This is a genomic window from Fictibacillus sp. B-59209, from assembly GCF_036216745.1.
GTDB lineage: Bacteria > Bacillota > Bacilli > Bacillales > Fictibacillaceae > Fictibacillus_C > Fictibacillus_C marinisediminis.
In genome coordinates, this window is the sequence record NZ_JARMMC010000002.1 from 1 (window position 1) to 19855 (window position 19855).

Consider the following 19855-nt stretch of genomic DNA (forward strand, 5'->3'; position numbering starts at 1 on the left):
GGACTAGCGGGACAGGTGAGATCCACCGGCGCTGGCGCCGGTAAGGCTCACCGCCCGCCCCGCGGAAAGCGAGCATCCTGAAACGGAAATCAACCACTCTCAAAAGCAACAAAGGTTACGAAAACAGCTTTCCTAAAGAACTTTCTGTCAAAAGAAGGATTTACATGTAAATTTATGGAATAAATTGTAGTAATGAGGTACCAGATGTGCCTCCTTATTTATTCTTCTTTTGATCGGAGGCCATTGAAAACGGATGAAACGTATTTTCATAACTTTATTCACATCCCTTCTCGGCATTTTGCTGATGGGCGCCATCCCGTTTGCTTTTAACGGGACATCGTTTAAGATCTCGTCATACAGCGAGGGGTTGAAGATGCTGCTCAGCAGCCTGACCCATCCCTTTAATATCATGTATCCAGCCGAAGCCACATCACGAACCCTCTTCCCAGATATTTTAGAACCCTACATTTACTCGATGATTGTCCTTTTTTCAGCGCTTTTTCTCGCCATTATTGTGGCGCTCGCCCTCAGCATCCTGATCTCACTGCTTCCAAAGCCACTGTATAAAGCGTCTAAAGCTGTTTTGTTTGTCTTTGAATCTTTGCCCGATGTTCTGATCGCAGTTCTTGTACAGTTCTTGATTATCTGGTTTTATAAAAAAACGAATATCTTGCTGTTTAATATTGCTTCCTTGGGCAATGAACAGCCTTATGCCCTGCCCATTCTCTGTCTGAGCGTATTGCCGATCATCCTCTCTTTGCGGATCCTGCTGTTTCATATGGAGGAGGAATGGGAGGAGCCTTATATTGAAAACGCAAGGTCAAAAGGTCTGACAAGGCTATACATACTGCTGCATCATGTCCTTCCCAACACATTGGTTCACTTTTTTCATCAGTCCAGGATGATTCTTTGGTTCATGCTCTCCAACCTGCTCGTGATTGAGATTTTATTTAACATTTACGGCATCACAAACTTTGTCTATCGTCATGGAGATCCTCCGGTGTTTACGGTTGCTGCCATGCTGGTATTCATCCCGATGTATGCCTTTTTTGTCCTTGGCTCCATGTGGACGAATAAATGGGCCGTTCAAAACGAAATGGCCGCCACCGCCGCAGCACAATCTTCTTTTAGCTTCCAGCCCTACTGGCTGATCATCAAGCGCTTTTTGCTGCGAATAGTGAGCCCGCTTCGGTATGTGGGTGCCCAGCCCTTGTTTGTTGCCGGTTTTTGCATCATTGGGTGCTTGCTCGCCCTGAGTCTGATCCACAATTATGCGTTTGACAATGAGATTCCAAAAACACCGATACTGTATGCGAAGGACGGATTTACGGCTCTTGGAAGATCACCGTTTGAGCCTTCTTCGCGGTTTTGGTTCGGTACCGATCAATTCGGCAGCGACCTTCTGTATAAAATCGTGTCAGGCGCGAAGTACACGCTCGGGCTCGCCTTTTTCATCAGTCTGACCCGGCTCTTGTTCTCGTTTGCGGGCGGCTATCTGTTTTATGCGATGAATCCCAGGTTTAAAGAGTGGCTGAAAGGTATAGTCGATTCCACCCACTATGTACCTGTTGCCCTGCTCTGCTACTTCATTTTGTTTCCGGTCGTACTTTCTGAAGGACTGACATTTTGGCAAAAAGGCATGTTCCATATCATGATTCTTACTCTGGTGGCAGTGCCTGCTATTTCAGTCATGATCGGCGCTGAGATGGAGCTGATCTCCAATAAAGAATTTGTTTCAAGTGCGCGTGTTTTGGGCGGTGGCCGTTTTCATGTTTTTTACAAGCATCTCCTCCCGCATATGCTGCCAAAGCTCTCTTTCATCTACATCCAGCAGATCATGTACGTCTTGATCTTGTTCGCACATCTTGGGCTTCTGCAAATGTTCTTCGGGGGAACGGTTCTGGAAGAATATACGATGCAGGGCGGCGACTATATCCCGATTTCCATGTCCAACGAATGGTCGGGACTGATCGGCTCCTATTACCGACAGATGCTGCTGCGTCCGTATCTTATCATCATCCCTGTCGTGTTTTTTGCCGTTGCCATTATTGGGGTCAACCTCATGCTGGAAGGGCTGAAAAAGGCAATCGAAGATCTTCAGTGGGGACGAAAGAAATTTTTCCATCCCGCTTCTATCGTGATTGCAGCTGTTGCTGTCGTCTTTTGTTACTTTGCCGTCCACAAGTTTTCTGATGATTTTACGAAAAAAAAAGCAATCGCTGCCGCACAGAAAAAGCCGGTCGTGAAGATTCCAATTGTGGAATTGGACAAAGAAACTCTGGACAGGTTTGAAGACGGGGAAATGAATGGTGTAAAGGATTTATATTATGTTGGTTCATTTTTGGATCGCGACACGCTAAAGTGGGGATATGGCAAACCTATAAAAACAAAAGAATATGAGAAGCGAACAGACTACTATTATAAAGAAGACGGTTACCAGATTATCCTTTCTTCCGGCTTCAATCGCCGGGTTTCAAGGATTCAGGTCCAGTACGACAGCACGCGTGAGGATATTCTAAAGGCTATGAAAAAAAAGCCCGATAAGGAAACAAAAAAAACACTGGATTATCTTAGAGGGGACTACCTCGCACGTTTTACCGAGTCCTCCCCCGATCACTGGTGGATCAGCATCCAGGATCAGTACTATTTTAGATAATGACGAAAGCCGCTCCGGAAAGATCTCCGTGGCGGCTTTTTTCAGTTAAACCGTTGCTTTTCGAAGGAGTAAATAGGACAGGACTGTCAGACTGGAGAGCTTTACTGGCTCCACAGTTCTTTTGAATTAAATGGGGCGAAGACTTCGCATGTAAAAAGAGCCGATTCAGTGCTCGCTTTCGCTGCAAGAGTGACCACTGCGGTAAAATTTACTCAAAATCATTCAAAAAAGACCCTATTGCTTCCCGGTTGCGTTGATTTCCACAAAAAACTTAGGCAGAATGCTCTGCCAGATCTTTTTATTATCGAAAACAGGAATTTATTATTGAAATTCTGATTTCATTATTGAAAACGCCGATATATTATCGAAAAGTCCACTTTTATTATCGAACGGTATATACACGGCACCCCCATCCTCATCCATCACACATAAAAAAAGCCTGCAGCCCTTTTGATTCGGGACTGCAAGCTTCATTTATTCAGGAAACTCACTTTTCTTTTCCGCCAGCTTTCTATGCAGCTCGTCCTCTTCCTCTGAAACATAGCCTTTATGAAGGAGGGAGTTGATTTTATGGTGCTGAAAATAGATGGTGTTGTTGCCGTCGATATGTCCGCCAGGGTAAAAACAACCGATGTAATCAAAAAGCACTTCACCTTCTCCGGCGGATTGAAGCCTTCCGTAGATCATCACCGGCCGGTCGGTGTTTTCCAGGGTGATCACTGATCCGATGGGCAATGGGAAATTCTCTGTCATGGGTCGGCCTCCTTCTTTATGGGCTACTTTCCTCTTCTATCCTTTGTTTAATCCTAAAAACGAAAATGTTTACGATTTTTACAAAGTCGCTGTGAAAAAGGGTGAAAGGAAACGGAATAAGATAAAAGAAACCATACAACGCTGGGTTGTACGGAATCAGCCATTAAATCTTCCCATCATAATGGTGTTATAGTATTTACCATCAGAAAGGATCTTGTCATTTTTTAATACTCCTTCTATTTCAAAGCCAAGTTTTTCATAAAGATGAACGGCGTTCTCATTTGTTTCTAATACATTCAATGTGATTTTTTTAATTTCATTGGAGTCCGCCCAGGCTATCGATTCTTTTAAAAGATTTTTTCCAATACCATATCCCCAAAATTCTTTTAAAATGCATATTCCAAATTCGACTTTATGGGAGAAACGAGTTAACGGATTTCCCTCGCACCTTGAAAACCCGACGATTCGATCATCAACTGCCGCAACTAAAAATAAGCTCGTTTTATTTTCATGATCTGTTTGAATGATTTGTCTAAAACCTGAGGCATCGATGAACGCCTCTCCTTTTTCTCTGTCTAAATTTTCGGTCTCTCCATCAATCTGCACTCTTAAATCAGAGAGTTCTTTTGCATCCTTATCCATTGCAGACCTGATCGTGTAATCTAACCCCTTAACATGAAATTCTTTTTTGCTAACGATCATGATACGTATTACCCCCCTGTACTTAATTAACTTGTTTACCAATTAATTACACTCCAACAAGAATAACTAATAATGAAAAAAGCCGCAAGCACTGATGCTCGCGGTTTCTTTTACCACTTATAATTGTAAATTTTCCAAGCGGCTTTGGAACTGGATTTTGAGAGATAGAGAGTTTGGTGGTAAGTGTACATATCATCTTTGTGATATTGATAGACTTTCAAATACCACTTGCCGTTCTTCGAATAATACGTAACGGAAGGCTTTTTAGGCGCCTCTTTCCCGCTCCAGTCAAATCCCCAGATTCTGTACGCTGGAAAGTCTGTCGCGAGCCACTCATAGAGTTTGTTGCCTTTTTTATCTTTTTTGTAGGACGCCATGTCATATTTTATGAGTTTGTCGATGTAGGCTGACGTGTGGGTGGGTGACAGTATCTGATGAATCTGCTTTTTCGTATACGCTTTGTTGCTTGCTATCTTGTTCTGCAGGCTGATGGCTTTGTCTGTGATGTTTTTTGCTTCTGTACGGGACATCGTGTGGTAGAACCTCAAGTATTTTGTGGCAACATAGCCGTTTTTCTTGTTGTATTTGATCTTGGACCATCCGCTTTTCGTTTGGGAATAGATGGTCAGCCTGGTGTTGTCTTTATGGGACCCGATCACTTTATACTGTGTTCCTGGTCCGCTTCTGACGTTTAGCTTGCCTGATGTAACATCCACATAGGCGATTTTTGCAGGTGAGGCTTGAGCAATTTGGGACGGAAAAAGAGAAGTGACGAGCCCAATGGCCAGCAATAGAATCACTACGATTTTTAGAAAGCCCTTTTTCATGCCGGATTTTTCCTCCCTTAAGGTTTGGTATGGACATGCCTTATCGTTCCAGCGTATGCTGGATGACCTTTTATTATGTAAAAATATAGAAACAATAACTAGCTTTCTCATTCCCTATTTTTTGATATTGTAGTCCACAAAAAAAAACGACGAAATTTAATCAATTCGCCGCTCTACTTGTTTAGGATTTGGCTGACTCTGTTTTGCATGGATGCGATGACCGTTTTTTTGTATCGGACCGCGAGCAGCAGGACTTTGATCTGCTGGGGCCGTGACAGCTTTTTAAAGCGAGGTTCCTTCGTTAAAAATGAACGGACGATGGACCAGCTTTTCGGATGCATTGGAAAATCATCGATCGGCTGCCGGCCGCTGAGACGTGTGAGCCACGTTTTGAGGCTGGATGGTTCATCGACAATGCACGGAGCGTATTTGTTTTTCGTGTGTTTTTTCAGATAATCTAGCCGGTCCTGTCCACTAACCACTACATAATGGCCATCTTTTTTACTCTTTTGGACCACGAGCACATGCATGCAGTCCCACATGATCGTACGGAGCTTCTTTAAATGCTCCGTTATTTTTATGGAGATGCCGGGTTTGATGCTGCTCAGAGGGATGTATTGCACGGTAAACTTCATGTTCTGCCTCCTCCAATGGATGAGTGAGCGTAATGTTTCTTAGGCAGTATATGAAAAGACTGGGCGGATGGTACTTTGACTTTGGATGACAGAATCGAATGGTTCGCCGCCCTTTTTTTTGGCCATAATGGTAAGGATTCTGGAGATGGGGTGAGGTTGTGAGGCGAAAAACAATCTGGGTGTTAAGCATACTCTTTATGATCTTCATGCTTGTCCTGTTTATTATGTACCTTATCAAGGGGGATTCGTCCCGCTGGCAGGTCGCTCTGGGTGGTGTTGCGGTCAGTGCCCTGCCGCTCCTGCTGTTGCGGTTAAAAACGGTTCCTTTTAATACCGCCCTTATTATTGGCTATTATGTGTTTCTTTTTTGTACTACGTATTTGGGCTCTATTGCGAGTTTTTATCTACACTTTAAATGGTGGGATTCGACGCTTCACCTTTATAAAGGAGTTTATGTCGGTTTCGCCGCCATAACGTTATATCACGTTTTATTGCCGGGACGGGTACGGCAGGAAGCCTCTCCTTGGCTGCTTTTTCTCTTCGTCTTTTCCCTTCCCGTGATTGCGACCGTGTTTTGGGAGACCTATGAGTTCGTGGGCGATCAGTTCTTCACCCACACGATGCAGATGGGCGGAAACAAAGACACGATGCTCGATATCATCTTCGGCATGGCGGGCGGTCTGGTCGTGGCGGTTTATGCAAGGGTGCGGCGGGGAAGAGTTTCATAGCCGGTGCCACATAGTCGGTGCCAGGCACCGGCGTTACATACTTGTGTAATTGCGGTGTCAGGCACCGTTTAAGGCACCGTTTAAGGGAGGTTGTTGTATGTGGAGTGCAGCCATGTGGGGAGGCATTTCCGGCTCTGCTGTTTTACTGGGTGCTATAGCAGCTATGGCATTCCCCATCAAAAAGAAAATCATCGGCTTCATCATGGCGTTTGGGACGGGTGTGTTGATCGGCGCAGCCACATATGAACTGCTGGGAGAATCCGTTCATTCTGGAGGTTTGTTTCCAACATCGATGGGATTTGTAACCGGTGCGGTTGTGTTTACGGTGCTGGATCTCATTGTTTCCCGGAAAGGGGCACACAAAAGGAAACGGTCTGCCGGCCAGGATGGAGCACCCAGCGGCTCCGGCCTTGCGATCTTTATCGGAACCGTGATGGACGCCATACCCGAATCCATTATTATCGGGGCCAGTCTCATTGAAAATAACAGTGTCAGCTGGCTGCTCGTCATCGCTATCTTTATCAGTAATATACCTGAGGGGCTGTCGAGTACGTCCGGGATGCTGAATAGCAATGTGAGCAAACAGAAGATCCTCGTCCTCTGGATTACGGTGCTGGTGATCTCAGCCTTCTGTTCATGGGCGGGATATCTATTTCTGGAAGGTGCTTCTGAAGAACTCATGGCTATCATCGCTTCCTTTGCAGCAGGCGGCATCATCACCATGGTCGGCTCGACAATGCTGCCTGAAGCTTTTGAAGAAGGAGGCTCACTCGTTGGCCTGCTCGCCTCCATCGGTTTGCTCGCTTCTCTCATTTTGACAAAAATTTAATCACGTCATGTGGTGTAAGTCCTTGGTAGTATGGCAGTGCCAGGCACCGCTCTTTGATATAGTTCAAAAGCGGAAGCCAATATAAAATAAAGGGCCCTTTCTCAATGAGAAAGAGCCCTTTATTTTACTCGGCACTATTTGTGTTATTTTTAGCTATTCGCGCGCCTGCCACTGAACTTGCCAACCGCTACAACAAGAATAGCGAGTGCAATCGGCAAGACGAGATGAAGGTTAAAATGAACTCCCTCTAAGTAATGACCGACAGCCTTGTCCTTTAACATCATTTCGCCAGCTGTGTAGCCTAAAAGTGCAGCACCAATGATGATGATGATTGGGAATTTCGCCATGATCTTCATAAGCAGCTGGCTTCCCCAAATGATTAACGGAATACTGATGATCAAACCAAGAATGATGAGTACAATGTTTCCGTTCGCTGCTCCCGCCACGGCTACAATGTTATCCAGACTCATGACCAAGTCAGCGATAATAATCGTTTTGATGGCCCCGGACAAGCTGGAATTTGCCTCAATGTCTTCATCTTCTTCTCCCTTTAAAAGACTGATGGCGATCCATAAAAGCAGCAGTCCGCCAGCAAAGTTCAAGAAAGGGATCTTCAGTAAGTATACTGCAACAAATGTTAAAACGACCCTTAGAAATACCGCCCCAAACGTACCAAAGAAAATCGCCTTGTTTCTGTGCCGCTCCTCCAGGTTACGGCAGGCGAGTGCGATAACAACCGCGTTATCTCCGCTCAACACAATATTTATAAGGAGGATTTCCAAGAGATTTACCAATAAATTATCCATGAAACCACCTTATCTATAACAATTAATTTTTCTATTACCACATTATAATAGTTTACCATTTTTTATTCTATATCATAACTGTTTTGTTCATAAAAACTATTTTTGAGGATTTGGACTGCGGTGCCTGGCACCGCACAGATGAAATTTCATCATACCTCAACATTATTAAACACCACTTAATAACATCTTGTAATACTAATGGCTAATTGATTTAACTAGTTCACCCTTCCCCTTTACACTTTGTTTATTAAAATAGCTCTACGAACTAGAGTTAAAAATGAACACACTGCAAGGCTGCAGCAAAAACGGCGGTTTATGGAGTTGCAATCTCTTCATAGGTTTTTCATTAGACTTTTCAAACCCTGCACGCTTGTAGTGTCATGAGGCGTCTCTGCAGGATGCTTATGTCTATAATTTCGACATATTTCCCGGGAAAAGCACAAGGATCTTGGTTGCAGGAAATGATTTCCACTCTATTCATAATCAAACTGCAAACTAGCTTTATTTCTAGCCTTTCAATCGTGCATTAGAGTTTTTCTTTTCACTGGGGATTGTCCACAGCGGTTATTTTGAACGAATCCGCACCCAATAGTTTTTCGCAAAGGAAAAAGAGCCTTTCTGCGATCAGCAGAAAAGCTCTTTTTTTATTCAGGCAAACGGAATCGGGATGAGTCTGCGTCAGTACCTTCAGGAGAATGCTGCACCTCTGCAGTTCCCACTTTCACTGGACGCTCCCTTTCCAGGCGTTTTACGGCATTTTTTAATTGAATGATCTTAATGAATCCAAGAAGTCCAACAGCCAGTCCCCCAATGGCAGCAGAGCCTAAAATAATGAGAACAAGCGGCCATTTAATCTACATCAGCCGTTGACGACCGCAAAAACGGCGATCAACACAACAAACAGCAAACCAAAAAGCAAATACCCTTGTGCTTTCATACTCTTTAGTCCTTTCTGTGTCCATTGATCGGATAAACGATGGTGTTCAATAAGGCGCCAATGATGATGATCATGGCGGACAAGTAAAACCAAAGCATCAGAACGACAATTCCGCCGAGTTGGCCATAGAGCGCCGAATAGTTGTTTCCCCTGACATAAGCGGCAAATCCCATGGAAACGAGCTGCCAGCCGATCATGGAAAAAAAGGCGCCCGGAATCACTTTCGTCACGTTCAGCTTCACGTTCGGTGCAAAATAATAGAGTCCGATGAAGAATAGAAATAAGAAGAGACTGCCTAATCCCCATTGCATGAAAATCCATAATTTATGATAGCCATCTAATGAAAAAACATCGTTTAAGTAATGCCTCATCAGCTGTTCAATGATCGGAACAAAAACCGAGAGCAAGATCGCGAGCATAAAGCCGATCGTAAGTACGATTCCTTCTAGTATTTGTTTTAAAAAGCTTTCTTTTATCTCAATAACGTAGGCATCATTCAATACTCGTTTAATGCATCGAAAGCCCATGGAAGAAAGCCATAAGGTAATAATACTGAATGAAAGCAGATTGCCCTGCTGGTGTGTCACAGTATACGTCAGGGTCTTTTCGATCAAGTGGTACGTATTTTCCGGCGCATAAGGCTTAGCAAGTTCCAAAATGTTTTCTTCTTGTATGGGCATGTAGGCCAACAAAGAATATATCACCAATAAAAACGGAAACACAGACATTAAAAAGTAATAGGCCATCTGGGCAGACAAATCATATACTCTCAGCGTAATAAAGCGGTTGGCGAGCTTCTTTAGAATATCAGCAGCTGTCATATTAGCCCCCTTTCTTTTCGGCCTTCAAGTCATTCAGCAATTATACATATCATAGAAAAAAATGCAAATGGAAGGCAGCCCCACTTCTGCCTTCCTCTGGTGGACATGGTACAAAGGATATGTGGCTTCTCACAGTTTTAGAAGCCTTTTTCATTAAAATGGTGCCAGGCACCGTGATTACACAAGTGTGTAAACGCGGTGCCTGACACCATTATGTAAACCATCTTTATGTTAACTCCTGATGCACTTCATGAGCTGCATTCACAGCGGATTCAATGGAGCCCTGCATCCAGCCGTGAGTTTTGGTCGCATGTTCTCCCGCAAAATGAAGCCTGCCTTCTGGAGTGGAAATGGCATCTCCGAATTCCTGCTCCTGAAACGGCTTAAACATTGTGAAAGCCCCGCCTGCATATGGATTGTTCGTCCAGCAATAGGAAACACCCGTCGTAAACTCCCTGTACACTTGAGATCCGTGTAAAAAGGAGAGACACTTCAGCGTTTCATAGATCCTCGTCTGGTTCGGCAGGCAGCTCCAAAGATTGGAATCATCTTCCCATGTATAGCTTCCGAGAACCACTCCTGACTGGATTCCATCTGGATAGTGGCTCGGATAATATGTAAACCGGGATGCCTGGTCAGATATCGCCTTTCCTCCCCGCAAACCTTCTTCTTCCCAGAATCGCCGTTTAAATTGCAGACCGACTTTTGTTGAAGGCACATAATGGAGCTCCCGAATCGCTCGTCTTTTATAGTAGGAAAGTGACTGCTCAGGCTCAATCTGTACAAAATTCAGAACGGAAAAAGGCAAGGTGATAATTGCCCGGTCAGCTTCAAAGACTTCTGTTTCTCTGCTTGTCGGATGTTCGGTGTACAGTGTTACTGTTTTTGGACCCTGTACAATTCTTGTCAATCGTTTTTCCATCAGCAGCCGGTCACCGAGGCGCGGCACAAAAGCTTTCGGAAGCTGGTCATTTCCTCCAGTAATCTCAAACCACTTCATCTCCCGGTTAATAAATATAAGCAGGATGTCTCGCAACGTTTCCAGAAAAGAAAGCTCAGGAAATCCTTCCAGTGACAGAAGGACCTTGATTTTATCCACCGCACCTGAAGATAAAGACCTGCCGAAGGGGTTATGTTTCAGGAAACCATCTACCGAATAGTTTCCGAAGCGTTTGATGATTATGGGCCAATGCCGTTCAGGATCCTCGTTCACATAATCCACGAGCGGCTGAATGGCATATCTTAAAAGGTTTTCTGCCGTTTTTCCTTTCTCATGCGCAGCAACCGGGAAGCCAAGCAGATCGGGATTCTTATCATAAATACCAGAACGGACTTTTCTTCCATTAATATAAAATAAATCATCCGGCAGGGCGTTAACAAATCGGTTATACGGCAGTTTGAACTTATGAAGGTACTCAAACACCAGCTTGTGATTTTCAGGTATCCTCATAGCCCCTGCCTCAAAATGGTGCCCTTCTGAAAATGGTGATCGGACGGAGTAAATTCGTCCTCCGACCCGGTGGGAGGCTTCTAAAATCCGTACATCATGCCCTGCATCCAGCAGCAAAGTACCTGCTACCAGCCCTGCTATTCCAGCCCCGGCCACTATTATTTTCTTTGGGGCTGCAGCAGGTTTCAGCCCGTTCCTGATCACGTTCAGCATTTCATCTTCTGATAGGATCCTTCTTACCATACGAAGCCCCCCAACTCTTGAACTTTTTCCCAATATATTCCTCATGCGAAAAGAAAATTAATTTTAATATAACAATAAACTTAAAGCCCTCTACTAGAATCCCAGGCGTAGGGACTGTTCTTATTCTAGAGTAAAGCCCGATTACGGTTCATAGACCAATAGGCTGTTTCCTATATAAAAATAAAAATCCCGCATCTGCGATTGACTCGCAGTTGCGGGATTTAGTTATTCGGTGTTTTGATTATGGTGCCAGGCACCCCTTTTACACACATGTCAAAACGCGGTGCCTGGCACCATCAAGTAGAGTGGCACCATTATGTAAACTCCTATACAGGCAGTTCCAGCGACACCGTTGTTCCCTTTCCCACCTCTGAATGAACTTCCAGCGTCCCGCCTACAGCCCGTGCTCTTTCTTCCATGCTGAACAAACCGACACCGGGTTCATCATGTTCAGCATCGAACCCTCGGCCATTATCGCTCACATTCACATGGACACTCCCATCCGTATCCGTTCCTTGAATCGATACCGCCGCTTCAGTTACACCTGCGTATTTCCTCACATTCGTTAGCGCCTCCTGAATAACCCGGTAAATGGTCGTTTCTTTTTCAATGCTCAGCCTTCCGAAAAGCGAGCAATCAAACTTCACGTCAATCCCATAGTTTTCACCGAAACGAGACAAAAATGAACGAATGGCAGGAACAAGTCCAAGATCGTCCAGAACGGACGGGCGCAATTCCCAGGAAATATCGCGCACTTCTTCAATCAGTTCTGATGCCTCCTGCTGCATCTGCTCCAGCAGTGGATGCTCCTTTTCCGAACGCATCCGGTTGATCGTAATCAAGTGACTGTACAAATTTTGCCCGATGCCGTCATGCAAATTCCGCGACAGACGCTTCCGTTCTTCCTCCTGTACGTCCAGCAAGCGGGTCATCATATGCTGAAGCTCCTTCTCCACCCGCTTTTTATCAGTAATCTCAGAACGGATGGCCAAGTACTGATAGGGTCTTCCGCTTTCATCAAGAAAGGGGACGATGGTCGTGTCCACCCAGTAATAGGATCCATCCTTTGCCCGGTTTTTCACTTCACCACGCCATACCTTGCCGCTTGAAATGGTTGACCAAAGGTTCTGCATGAACGCCTTAGGATGATAGCCCGAGTTGATCAGACGGTGATCCCGGCCCACCAGCTCCTCCCTCGGATACTGGGACACGCTGCAAAACTTATCATTCACGTAGGTGATGATTCCCCTGCGGTTGGTAATCGCCACGATCGCTGACTCGTCCAGTGCAAATTTAAAGTCGGCCAATTCCTTTTCGCGGGCATAAGCGCCAGCAGCATCCTCTGCCTCGATCTCAATATCTTGAAGGAGCAGCAAAGAATACGTCGCACCATCCAGCTCAAATGAACTCTTTCTTATAAAAAGAGGAAATTCAAGACCGCTCTTTTCTTTCCCAAAGCAGGGGACCAATTTCTCCTCTTCCAGCTTCTCGATGTTCAAGACAGGAACCAGTTCTTCAATCTTAACCTCATCTAAACTCGGCCATCCAAATCTATCTCGAGCCGCTTCATTCATTGACTTAACCGCACCGGAGGAATCAATGATTATCTGTCCTTTCCTCCCTATATCCTTTTGGTCCACTTTCATCCCCTCTTTTCAAAAGAGCTATTTATACCCCAGGAGTCCTTTTTTTAGAGCATATTCAACCAGTTCTGGCCTGGTTTTCAATTTAAGTTTCTCCATTAGATGGCCTTTATGGGTCTCCACCGTCTTCACACTGATAACCAGCTGTTCACCGATTTCTTTATTAGAATAGCCTTTGGCGATCAAGGTCAATACTTCCTTTTCACGGTCTGACAGCAACCTGTAGGTATCCGTTGTTCCCTGTTTCACATGATTTAAATATTCTTCCATAAGGCGTTTGGTAGCCGCCGGATTCAAATAAGCATTTCCATGATAGACACTCTGGATGGCTGCCATGAGTTCTTCGTGCGGTGCACTTTTCAAAATACATCCTGAAGCACCTGCCTGAATCGCCTGAAATAAATATTCCTCATCGTTGTGCATCGTTAAAATCAAGATGGCACAGTCAGGAAGCTGCTTCTTTAACTCAGAGGTCGCCGACAGCCCATCCTTGCCATGCGGCATGCTCAAATCCATGATGACAACATCCGGCTTGAGTTCCAGTGCTTTTTGAATCCCTTCGTTACCTTCCGATGCCTCCCCGGCTACATCGAAATCCGGATGAGCGTTCAGCAGCATCATGAGCCCCTGCCGCACCACCGCATGATCATCCACAAGCAGAATCTTAATCAAGGTAGGTCCCTCCTTCCTCTTTTCATCACATTTCTTCTAGTTTACCATTTTCGGTTTTGGTTTGGTGCCAGGCACCGGCTTTTGACATATGTCAAAATGCGGTGCCTGGCACCCAACAATTCTGCACCAAACCCCTCCACCAAACAATCCAATTGTTAGCCGCATTAATATTTGGGTTGGGTAAAGAGGATTTTATTTCTTAAGCAAAGAATTTAGTAGGATAGAAAAATAATTTCAGTATAAGAATCCAAATGAACACCACTACTTCCCTGATTTCAACTTAATCGATACAGTAGATGCTTACCCGTTTCATCACAGCCATTGTTGCGCTTACGATCGGAAACATGCCATTCTGCACGGAAAATTTTAAAAAAAAGGGGAGGTTCAATAAGTGGTGATCGAAAAACAGCTCTATACGTTTATGGTAGACCATTCACATCACATGGCGGAAGATTGGCTTCAAAGCAGAGCCACAGAAGAATATTATATTTATTCGCTTAACGCTTCAAGAGAGATTGAAAGTACGCTTCGAAAACAGCATATTAAATTCACCAATATGCTCGCTGACTGCATGATGAGTGGGCACGATCCTTATCCGTGGGCCAAAGAACTCGCCCAACAAAGGAAGAGTGCTGGCGTTCCGCTTATTAAAATTCTTCAGAATTTCAACCGCTGCCGAGAGATTTCCTGGCGGTATATCCAGCAGTTTGCCGATTCCTATGCCGAAGACGTCCGCACCTCTCACATCGGTGCGTGGAGTTTACAGTTTAACCGTGCTTTTGACCGTGTGATTGAAGTTTTCACCAGCCATTATCACCAATTCGACGATGCCGTAACATTCGAGCATCGAACGATCCAGATGGGAGTCCCCGTTATCCCCATTACTGAGAACATTGGAATTTTGCCGCTAGTCGGTGAATTGGATACATTTCGGGCCACTTTCATTCAGGAGCAGACACTAAACAAGGCAAGCAGCCTGAAGCTTCAGTATTTGATCATTGATCTGTCCGGTGTCTATACTCTCGACACCACGGTAGCCGATGAGCTCTTTACGGTCATCAAGCAGCTGTCCTTGCTTGGCATCAAAGCAATCATATCTGGAATTCGTCCGGAGATTGCACAAACCAGTATCAAGCTTGGTTTGAATTTCTCGGATATCTTAACGTTTGGAAGTCTTAAAGTCGCCTTGGCCCATTTACTTGAACCTAAGAAAAAAGTGAAGATTTAGGTTAATTGAATTTGAATTGCCGCAGATTCTTCTATTCATTTAATCTTAGTTTCATTCAAAGTTCACAGCCTGTCTTTTAAAATGCTTCTTCATGGACTATGGAAGATTACAATAAAGCAAAGTTCAGGGTAGTTAATAGACTTTTTTTACCTCTGAATAGTACGTTGCCTCAATCCCCTATCGCCGAGCTTTCCTGCAAACACGATACCTATACTTTTAATTCCCAATGTTTCGAGATCACTAGGTTTTTTCTGCCAACACACAAAAAAACCGAATCATGGCCTTTTTAAAAGCATCTTAGATTAGGGGTTACAAACACTTTTCTTATTTTAATATAATTCTTCCCTGAATATCTGTCTTTTTCTTAACTTATGCTTTGGCCACAAATAAAAGGGCCGTAATTGATGAAAATAACTTTTTTTCAAATTAAACCAAACAATCTTCGCTATTTTATTTATGGTAAAATAACAAATATTATTTTATATAAATAGCAATGAAGAATAAAAGTAATTTAGAGGTCCCTGTTCTATACCCCTTATACCTTCCACCCCAATTCGTTAATGTAATAGTTTAATAGTTTTTTATAATTTTCACCGTACTTCTCGTCCAATTCCTTGCTGAAGTCCTGTTCGATCTGCTGCATGATCAGGTCATGGTAGAAGCCATTTTTCAGCATCTCAATTACAGCTGGATGATCTGTCTCTGCCGAAGACGGTTTGAGTGTCCCGCCAAAGCTCCCTATAAAAGCTGTTTTTGAATCGCAAAGAAGAGAGAATTTACGTTCATCTGTATGCCATTGATCATCTCTTTGGCGGACGATCACATTTTCCAGGGGTATGCTTGTTTCTCCAATCGATATGAGCACAACCGTTACTCCCCGTTTTTCTGCGTCGAGCAGTACGTCTTCCATCCATGAAAGGTCCTCTGCCCAGATTTCAGCTACAATCGATGTTTCCGCATTGGTGATCACTCTGCGGAGTGCAAGATCAAGTCCCCTGTTTCCCTGCCAATTATAAAAGGCGGGTGCAGGCTGCGGAGGAGTCTTCAATTCTTGGATAAGCACTTTGGACGTTTGCTCAAATTCTGTTTGAAAAAGACGCACCAAATCCTCGATCGGCACGGCATTGTATCGAACCGAATCTCCTTCCTTGCTTCGGCATGCCCCTTTTTCCGCGAGAGACCTTAGCGCGGAATACACATTTGCCCGTGACACCGCTACCCTTTTCGCTACTTCATAGCCTGTCAGTTCAGGTTCTTCGTGCAATGTGATATAGCATTTAGCCTCGAGTTCCGTCATTCCTAGTTTTTTCAATAGATCAATCATTATTTTCCCTCCGATTATTCCGGTGCCAGGCACCGCAGTAGTGTTTCTTAAAACTACTAAAGAGGAGTATTTTATAATACCACTTAATTTTATTCTACTTTATGATAGCCGAATATTCCATTATTTTTCATCTTCCTGTTGAATGATGGCCACAAATTTTAACGTTCGGTATGTGCCTGGAGGAATTGCAATCGGATCTTAGTGATGGCGAGCCTTATGAAGGCAAAGAGCAGATGCACTTGCGCGTGATCAAGATGAGCAGCCTTGCAGAAAAGGCACCAACACAGGTTACTTCCTATAAACTTAGTCACCGTACGCTCATTGTTGTCCTAGAAGGAGTTTTAGTTGCCATCGAAAAGCAATTGATCTCTTTTGGAATTGATGAAACGCTGAAGGTATCTAAGCTACAGCTGGAAAAAGGCCTCTTGCAGCAATTTGATGACTATGTTTCTATATTGAATGCAGATATCCTGGATATTTTTGTGGACTGGCACTTCAAACTGGATAAAAGTGTGATTACGTTCATTTTAAAACCAAAAGAATAACGTGCGGCAGTAATGAATTGGACAATGTGTGTCAAACATGATCCGAAGAGTGAAGGGCAGTCCTTTTCTTTTCGGCTCTTTTTGCGTCCGGTAAGAAGTGAAACGTGAACTCAAGAAATATTAACATTGTGTTTTAAGAGAGCTAAACGGACTTAGCAAGTTATAACAAAGGGGTTTTGTCGATATGGCTGACAAACACGAGATTTTGTTGTTTATGAAAGAGCTCCGTCGAGTGCTTCAAGATTACAGCAGATGCAAGAAAGGGTTTTTCAGAAAAAAATCGGTGAGGACATCCTGTTTTCAGCACCCTTGTTTATGAAGAGCAGCTTAGCCGATCAGATGAAACTAACGAGCCGGACCTGTTAGAACGGGATGGTTAACAGCAGTAAATCGGGAGGAAGCAACGAATACTATATTAGGAATAAAAGAGGCGTCCTGTTTAAAAAAATGATCTGAAATGTCATCATAAAACTAAAAAATTCAGGTGGAACTCGATGGATAAATTGAAAGTAGAAAAGGATTTAAGCAGTTATATCGGAAGAATTCTTAGAGATCATTTTGGAAGAGGACCTGGCTCTGTTTTTGTAACACTGTCCAAACCCTATGTGACAATGTACTTTACAAAATTTCTTTCACCCACCGAACGTTCACTGCTTAACACCAACCAGACAGCTTTTATCCAAAAGATACGGGATATGCTGATGGAGCAGGTCATTGGGGAAATTACGGATTACCTTAAACTGCAGCTCGGAATCGATATTCAGGAGTTTTATTACGATTGGAACCTGGACACTCAGACAGGGATTTTTGTTGCTGTCAGTAAGGACTCACCGGACAACCTATTAGCCGGTGCTTATAAAAACCAGGAGCAGGTTCATACGGAGATCGACCGGGTGAGCTTTGAGGCGGAAAAGAGCCCCGAAGGAATTTCGTCCTACCTGCTGAATACCAGAACACTGATTATTTTCCGCGACAAAATTTTGGTTAATATTGAAAAAGAAATGATCGCTCTGGGGGCCGATGAAACGCTCCGAATCGCAAAGCGGAGGCTGGAAAGAAGGCTGCTCGGTGAACATACGCCACAGCTGGAGAAGCTTCTTGGCACCACGATTTCTGACTATTTTATTGACTGGGATTTTGAGCTTGACCGGAGCGCTGCGATATTAATATTAGAACCAATTTCATAAGGGCAGCAACAAGCTAGGCATGGAACTAGATGTAAGCCAAAAGGAAGGGCGTCACAGCCCTCTTTTTGGCGTTTTTTTATGATGTGCAGCAAAGGGGATGGTACGCATGCTACATGATCACCGCATAGGAAATTTAACAGGAAAACAAAGGGTAGTGCGCTATGCTGGATAATGCCATCATTGTCAATATTCACTCTGAACAGGATATCGTGGCTGCAAGGCAGCATGGGAAACGACTCTCCAAAAAGCTGAAATTTTCAACGATCAACCAGATTCGGATTACTACAGCTGTCTCAGAACTTGCCAGAAATATTTATTTATACGCAGGAAAGGGCAAAATAACGTTTGAATCCCTTTTTAAGCAGCAGAAATCCGGCATTAAAATCATTGCTTCTGATCAAGGGCCCGGGATCAAAGAGGTTCGAAGAGTGCTGGAAGACGGCTACTCTACCTCAGGGGGCCTTGGAATGGGGCTGCCCGGGGTAAAACGGCTGATGGATGAATTTATCATCGATTCACACGACGGGGCTGGCACGACCATCACTGCCGTAAAATGGGTGCAATGACGGTGAAAATCCAAGGTGTGTGATGGATCTGCGCCTTATTTTGACAAATGTTTGTCATTTGCTTCAACTCAGTTGACTACTGGCTCTGTATACCCCATGATGTCAAGTGTGAGTATATATTACTAAAGGAGCTTTTCTATGGATAAAGCCTTTAAAGGAATGGCCGTCTTTACAAGTGTCATCATGTTCTTATTAATGATCGCCGGAACTCTTGTGACTGACACAGACTCCGGCATGGGATGCGGAAGTGACTGGCCGCTGTGTAATGGTAAATTTATTCCCGAATATACCGTCGCAACAATGATTGAATATACGCATCGTCTGATCACCGGTTTTGCAGGGATTGTTGTTATTATTTTCTCGATTTGGGCATGGCGCCGTTACCGCGGCATCCGTGAAGTGAAGGGTCTTGCCATTCTCGGAATCAGTTTTATTATCGTAGAATCCATTATTGGTGCAGCAGCTGTTTTATGGCCGCAATCGGCTGAGGTACTTGCGATGCATTTCGGATTTTCGCTGTTAGCCTTTACAGGTGTAGTGCTCTTGAGTGTGTTTGTCGTCCAAAAGGACAGGTCCCATTTGTTCGTTAAAAGTGCCGTATCGAAGCGTTTTAAGTGGTTCGCCTGGATTACGGTCGCTTATGCGTATCTTGATATCTATTCCGGTACGTACTTGCGCCACGTAAAAGCAAGTCTGGCGTGTACAGATTTTCCTGGCTGCTATCCCGGCAATTTCTTGCCGCTGGCCGGCCTGCCTGGTATTCACTACCTTCACCGTATGGCAGCTGTCGTGCTGTTCTGTCTTGTACTTGGATTGTTGATCTACTCATACAGGCATTTGCGCGGCAACCGGCCGGATCTTTATTACGCATCACTTATCGCGTTTATTTTAACACTCTTACAGGGTGTCAGCGGCGTGCTCGTCGTTCTGACCCGCTTAAATATCTTTACCACTCTATCTCATTCAGCGTTAATCACTCTGCTGTTTGCGGTGCTGTTCTATATTGCATTGCAGACGAGGAAAAAACCTGAATAATGAAGAAAAACGGTCCAGGACGAGAAGCCTGGGCCGTTTTTTTATGTTGCTTGTACTTAGCCAGATGAAAATGATTGCGTCGAAACGAGTCAATTCATGTCGAAAGGAATCCAATCGATAATAAAAATGCCCTTTTCGATAATAAATCCGGGTTTTCGATAAGAACAATAGAATATCGATAATATATCCGTTTTATCGATAATAAAAGCCTTGGTCAGTGGATGGACAAGATAAATAAGCTGAAAATCCTCCTAAACATGCAGTAAAA

Annotated in this window: 19 protein-coding genes; 8 read left to right on the forward strand and 11 right to left on the reverse strand. The window is 44.1% G+C overall.

The window, feature by feature from the left end:
* Positions 1-253: 253 nt before the first annotated feature.
* Complete coding sequence (locus P4361_RS00460) at positions 254-2656, forward strand: ABC transporter permease subunit (protein ID WP_328087757.1); 2403 nt, start codon at positions 254-256, stop codon at positions 2654-2656.
* Positions 2657-3130: 474 nt separating this feature from the next.
* Here P4361_RS00460 and P4361_RS00465 read toward each other — a convergent pair whose 3' ends face one another.
* From P4361_RS00465 to P4361_RS00480, 4 genes are all read right to left on the reverse strand, one after another.
* Positions 3131-3409 carry a DUF4176 domain-containing protein gene (locus P4361_RS00465; RefSeq protein ID WP_091010186.1) on the reverse strand — a complete coding sequence of 93 codons (279 nt, stop codon included), beginning with the start codon at positions 3407-3409 and terminating at the stop codon, positions 3131-3133.
* A gap of 156 nt (positions 3410-3565) precedes the next feature.
* The gene (locus P4361_RS00470; protein ID WP_328087951.1) at positions 3566-4111 is read right to left on the reverse strand and encodes a GNAT family N-acetyltransferase; all 546 of its coding nucleotides are present in this window, start codon (positions 4109-4111) and stop codon (positions 3566-3568) included.
* Positions 4112-4221: 110 nt separating this feature from the next.
* Entirely contained in the window at positions 4222-4938 is a 717-nt protein-coding gene (locus tag P4361_RS00475) for an SH3 domain-containing protein (RefSeq protein WP_328087758.1), read from the reverse strand.
* A 173-nt stretch (positions 4939-5111) separates the two neighbouring features.
* The gene (locus tag P4361_RS00480) at positions 5112-5573 is read right to left on the reverse strand and encodes a hypothetical protein (protein WP_328087759.1); all 462 of its coding nucleotides are present in this window, start codon (positions 5571-5573) and stop codon (positions 5112-5114) included.
* A 158-nt stretch (positions 5574-5731) separates the two neighbouring features.
* Between P4361_RS00480 and P4361_RS00485 the strand changes: the two genes are divergently transcribed.
* Positions 5732-6301 carry a membrane-spanning protein gene (locus P4361_RS00485; RefSeq protein WP_328087760.1) on the forward strand — a complete coding sequence of 190 codons (570 nt, stop codon included), beginning with the start codon at positions 5732-5734 and terminating at the stop codon, positions 6299-6301.
* A 97-nt stretch (positions 6302-6398) separates the two neighbouring features.
* A complete protein-coding gene (locus tag P4361_RS00490; protein ID WP_256224963.1) occupies positions 6399-7130 on the forward strand; it encodes a ZIP family metal transporter in 732 nt (243 codons plus the stop codon).
* A gap of 149 nt (positions 7131-7279) precedes the next feature.
* On the opposite strand, the gene P4361_RS00495 is transcribed toward P4361_RS00490, so the two are convergent.
* The 6 genes from P4361_RS00495 to P4361_RS00515 form a co-directional block, all read right to left on the reverse strand.
* On the reverse strand, positions 7280-7936 hold the full coding sequence (locus P4361_RS00495) for a TerC family protein (RefSeq protein ID WP_256224964.1): 657 nt from the start codon (positions 7934-7936) through the stop codon (positions 7280-7282).
* A 644-nt stretch (positions 7937-8580) separates the two neighbouring features.
* The gene (locus P4361_RS23175) at positions 8581-8790 is read right to left on the reverse strand and encodes a lipopolysaccharide assembly protein LapA domain-containing protein (RefSeq protein ID WP_425590213.1); all 210 of its coding nucleotides are present in this window, start codon (positions 8788-8790) and stop codon (positions 8581-8583) included.
* An 88-nt stretch (positions 8791-8878) separates the two neighbouring features.
* On the reverse strand, positions 8879-9694 hold the full coding sequence (locus tag P4361_RS00500; RefSeq protein WP_328087763.1) for a YihY/virulence factor BrkB family protein: 816 nt from the start codon (positions 9692-9694) through the stop codon (positions 8879-8881).
* Between the two features lie 226 nt (positions 9695-9920).
* Positions 9921-11387, reverse strand: coding sequence for a flavin monoamine oxidase family protein (locus P4361_RS00505; RefSeq protein ID WP_328087764.1), 1467 nt, complete (start codon positions 11385-11387; stop codon positions 9921-9923).
* A gap of 326 nt (positions 11388-11713) precedes the next feature.
* A complete protein-coding gene (locus P4361_RS00510; protein ID WP_425590211.1) occupies positions 11714-13033 on the reverse strand; it encodes a PAS domain-containing sensor histidine kinase in 1320 nt (439 codons plus the stop codon).
* Positions 13034-13051: 18 nt separating this feature from the next.
* Positions 13052-13702 carry a response regulator gene (locus P4361_RS00515; protein ID WP_053356593.1) on the reverse strand — a complete coding sequence of 217 codons (651 nt, stop codon included), beginning with the start codon at positions 13700-13702 and terminating at the stop codon, positions 13052-13054.
* Between the two features lie 391 nt (positions 13703-14093).
* Between P4361_RS00515 and P4361_RS00520 the strand changes: the two genes are divergently transcribed.
* Positions 14094-14930, forward strand: coding sequence for an STAS domain-containing protein (locus P4361_RS00520; RefSeq protein ID WP_328087770.1), 837 nt, complete (start codon positions 14094-14096; stop codon positions 14928-14930).
* A gap of 535 nt (positions 14931-15465) precedes the next feature.
* Here P4361_RS00520 and P4361_RS00525 read toward each other — a convergent pair.
* Positions 15466-16254: a TrmB family transcriptional regulator gene (locus tag P4361_RS00525; RefSeq protein ID WP_328087772.1), complete on the reverse strand. Its 789-nt coding sequence runs from the start codon at positions 16252-16254 to the stop codon at positions 15466-15468.
* A gap of 185 nt (positions 16255-16439) precedes the next feature.
* On the opposite strand from P4361_RS00525, the gene P4361_RS00530 reads away from it, so the two are divergent.
* The 4 genes from P4361_RS00530 to P4361_RS00545 all read left to right on the forward strand — a co-directional run bounded on the left by P4361_RS00530 (position 16440) and on the right by P4361_RS00545 (position 19587).
* On the forward strand, positions 16440-16799 hold the full coding sequence (locus P4361_RS00530; protein ID WP_328087774.1) for a Na-translocating system protein MpsC family protein: 360 nt from the start codon (positions 16440-16442) through the stop codon (positions 16797-16799).
* Positions 16800-17293: 494 nt separating this feature from the next.
* Positions 17294-17986 (forward strand): DUF2294 domain-containing protein, encoded by a 693-nt coding sequence (locus P4361_RS00535; protein WP_328087775.1) that lies wholly within the window; start codon positions 17294-17296, stop codon positions 17984-17986.
* A gap of 161 nt (positions 17987-18147) precedes the next feature.
* On the forward strand, positions 18148-18552 hold the full coding sequence (locus P4361_RS00540) for an anti-sigma regulatory factor (protein WP_272885651.1): 405 nt from the start codon (positions 18148-18150) through the stop codon (positions 18550-18552).
* A gap of 138 nt (positions 18553-18690) precedes the next feature.
* Positions 18691-19587 (forward strand): heme A synthase, encoded by an 897-nt coding sequence (locus P4361_RS00545; protein ID WP_328087779.1) that lies wholly within the window; start codon positions 18691-18693, stop codon positions 19585-19587.
* Positions 19588-19855 lie beyond the last annotated feature (268 nt).

Coding starts and splice junctions, on each gene's coding strand:
- P4361_RS00460 (WP_328087757.1), top strand. CDS start 254: ATGAAACGTATTTTCATAACTTTATTCACATCCCTTCTCGGCATTTTG.
- P4361_RS00465 (WP_091010186.1), bottom strand. CDS start 3,409: ATGACAGAGAATTTCCCATTGCCCATCGGATCAGTGATCACCCTGGAA.
- P4361_RS00470 (WP_328087951.1), bottom strand. CDS start 4,111: ATGATCGTTAGCAAAAAAGAATTTCATGTTAAGGGGTTAGATTACACG.
- P4361_RS00475 (WP_328087758.1), bottom strand. CDS start 4,938: ATGAAAAAGGGCTTTCTAAAAATCGTAGTGATTCTATTGCTGGCCATT.
- P4361_RS00480 (WP_328087759.1), bottom strand. CDS start 5,573: ATGAAGTTTACCGTGCAATACATCCCTCTGAGCAGCATCAAACCCGGC.
- P4361_RS00490 (WP_256224963.1), top strand. CDS start 6,399: ATGTGGAGTGCAGCCATGTGGGGAGGCATTTCCGGCTCTGCTGTTTTA.
- P4361_RS00495 (WP_256224964.1), bottom strand. CDS start 7,936: ATGGATAATTTATTGGTAAATCTCTTGGAAATCCTCCTTATAAATATT.
- P4361_RS00500 (WP_328087763.1), bottom strand. CDS start 9,694: ATGACAGCTGCTGATATTCTAAAGAAGCTCGCCAACCGCTTTATTACG.
- P4361_RS00505 (WP_328087764.1), bottom strand. CDS start 11,387: ATGGTAAGAAGGATCCTATCAGAAGATGAAATGCTGAACGTGATCAGG.
- P4361_RS00510 (WP_425590211.1), bottom strand. CDS start 13,033: ATGAAAGTGGACCAAAAGGATATAGGGAGGAAAGGACAGATAATCATT.
- P4361_RS00525 (WP_328087772.1), bottom strand. CDS start 16,254: ATGATTGATCTATTGAAAAAACTAGGAATGACGGAACTCGAGGCTAAA.
- P4361_RS00535 (WP_328087775.1), top strand. CDS start 17,294: ATGGATAAATTGAAAGTAGAAAAGGATTTAAGCAGTTATATCGGAAGA.
- P4361_RS00540 (WP_272885651.1), top strand. CDS start 18,148: ATGCTGGATAATGCCATCATTGTCAATATTCACTCTGAACAGGATATC.
- P4361_RS00545 (WP_328087779.1), top strand. CDS start 18,691: ATGGATAAAGCCTTTAAAGGAATGGCCGTCTTTACAAGTGTCATCATG.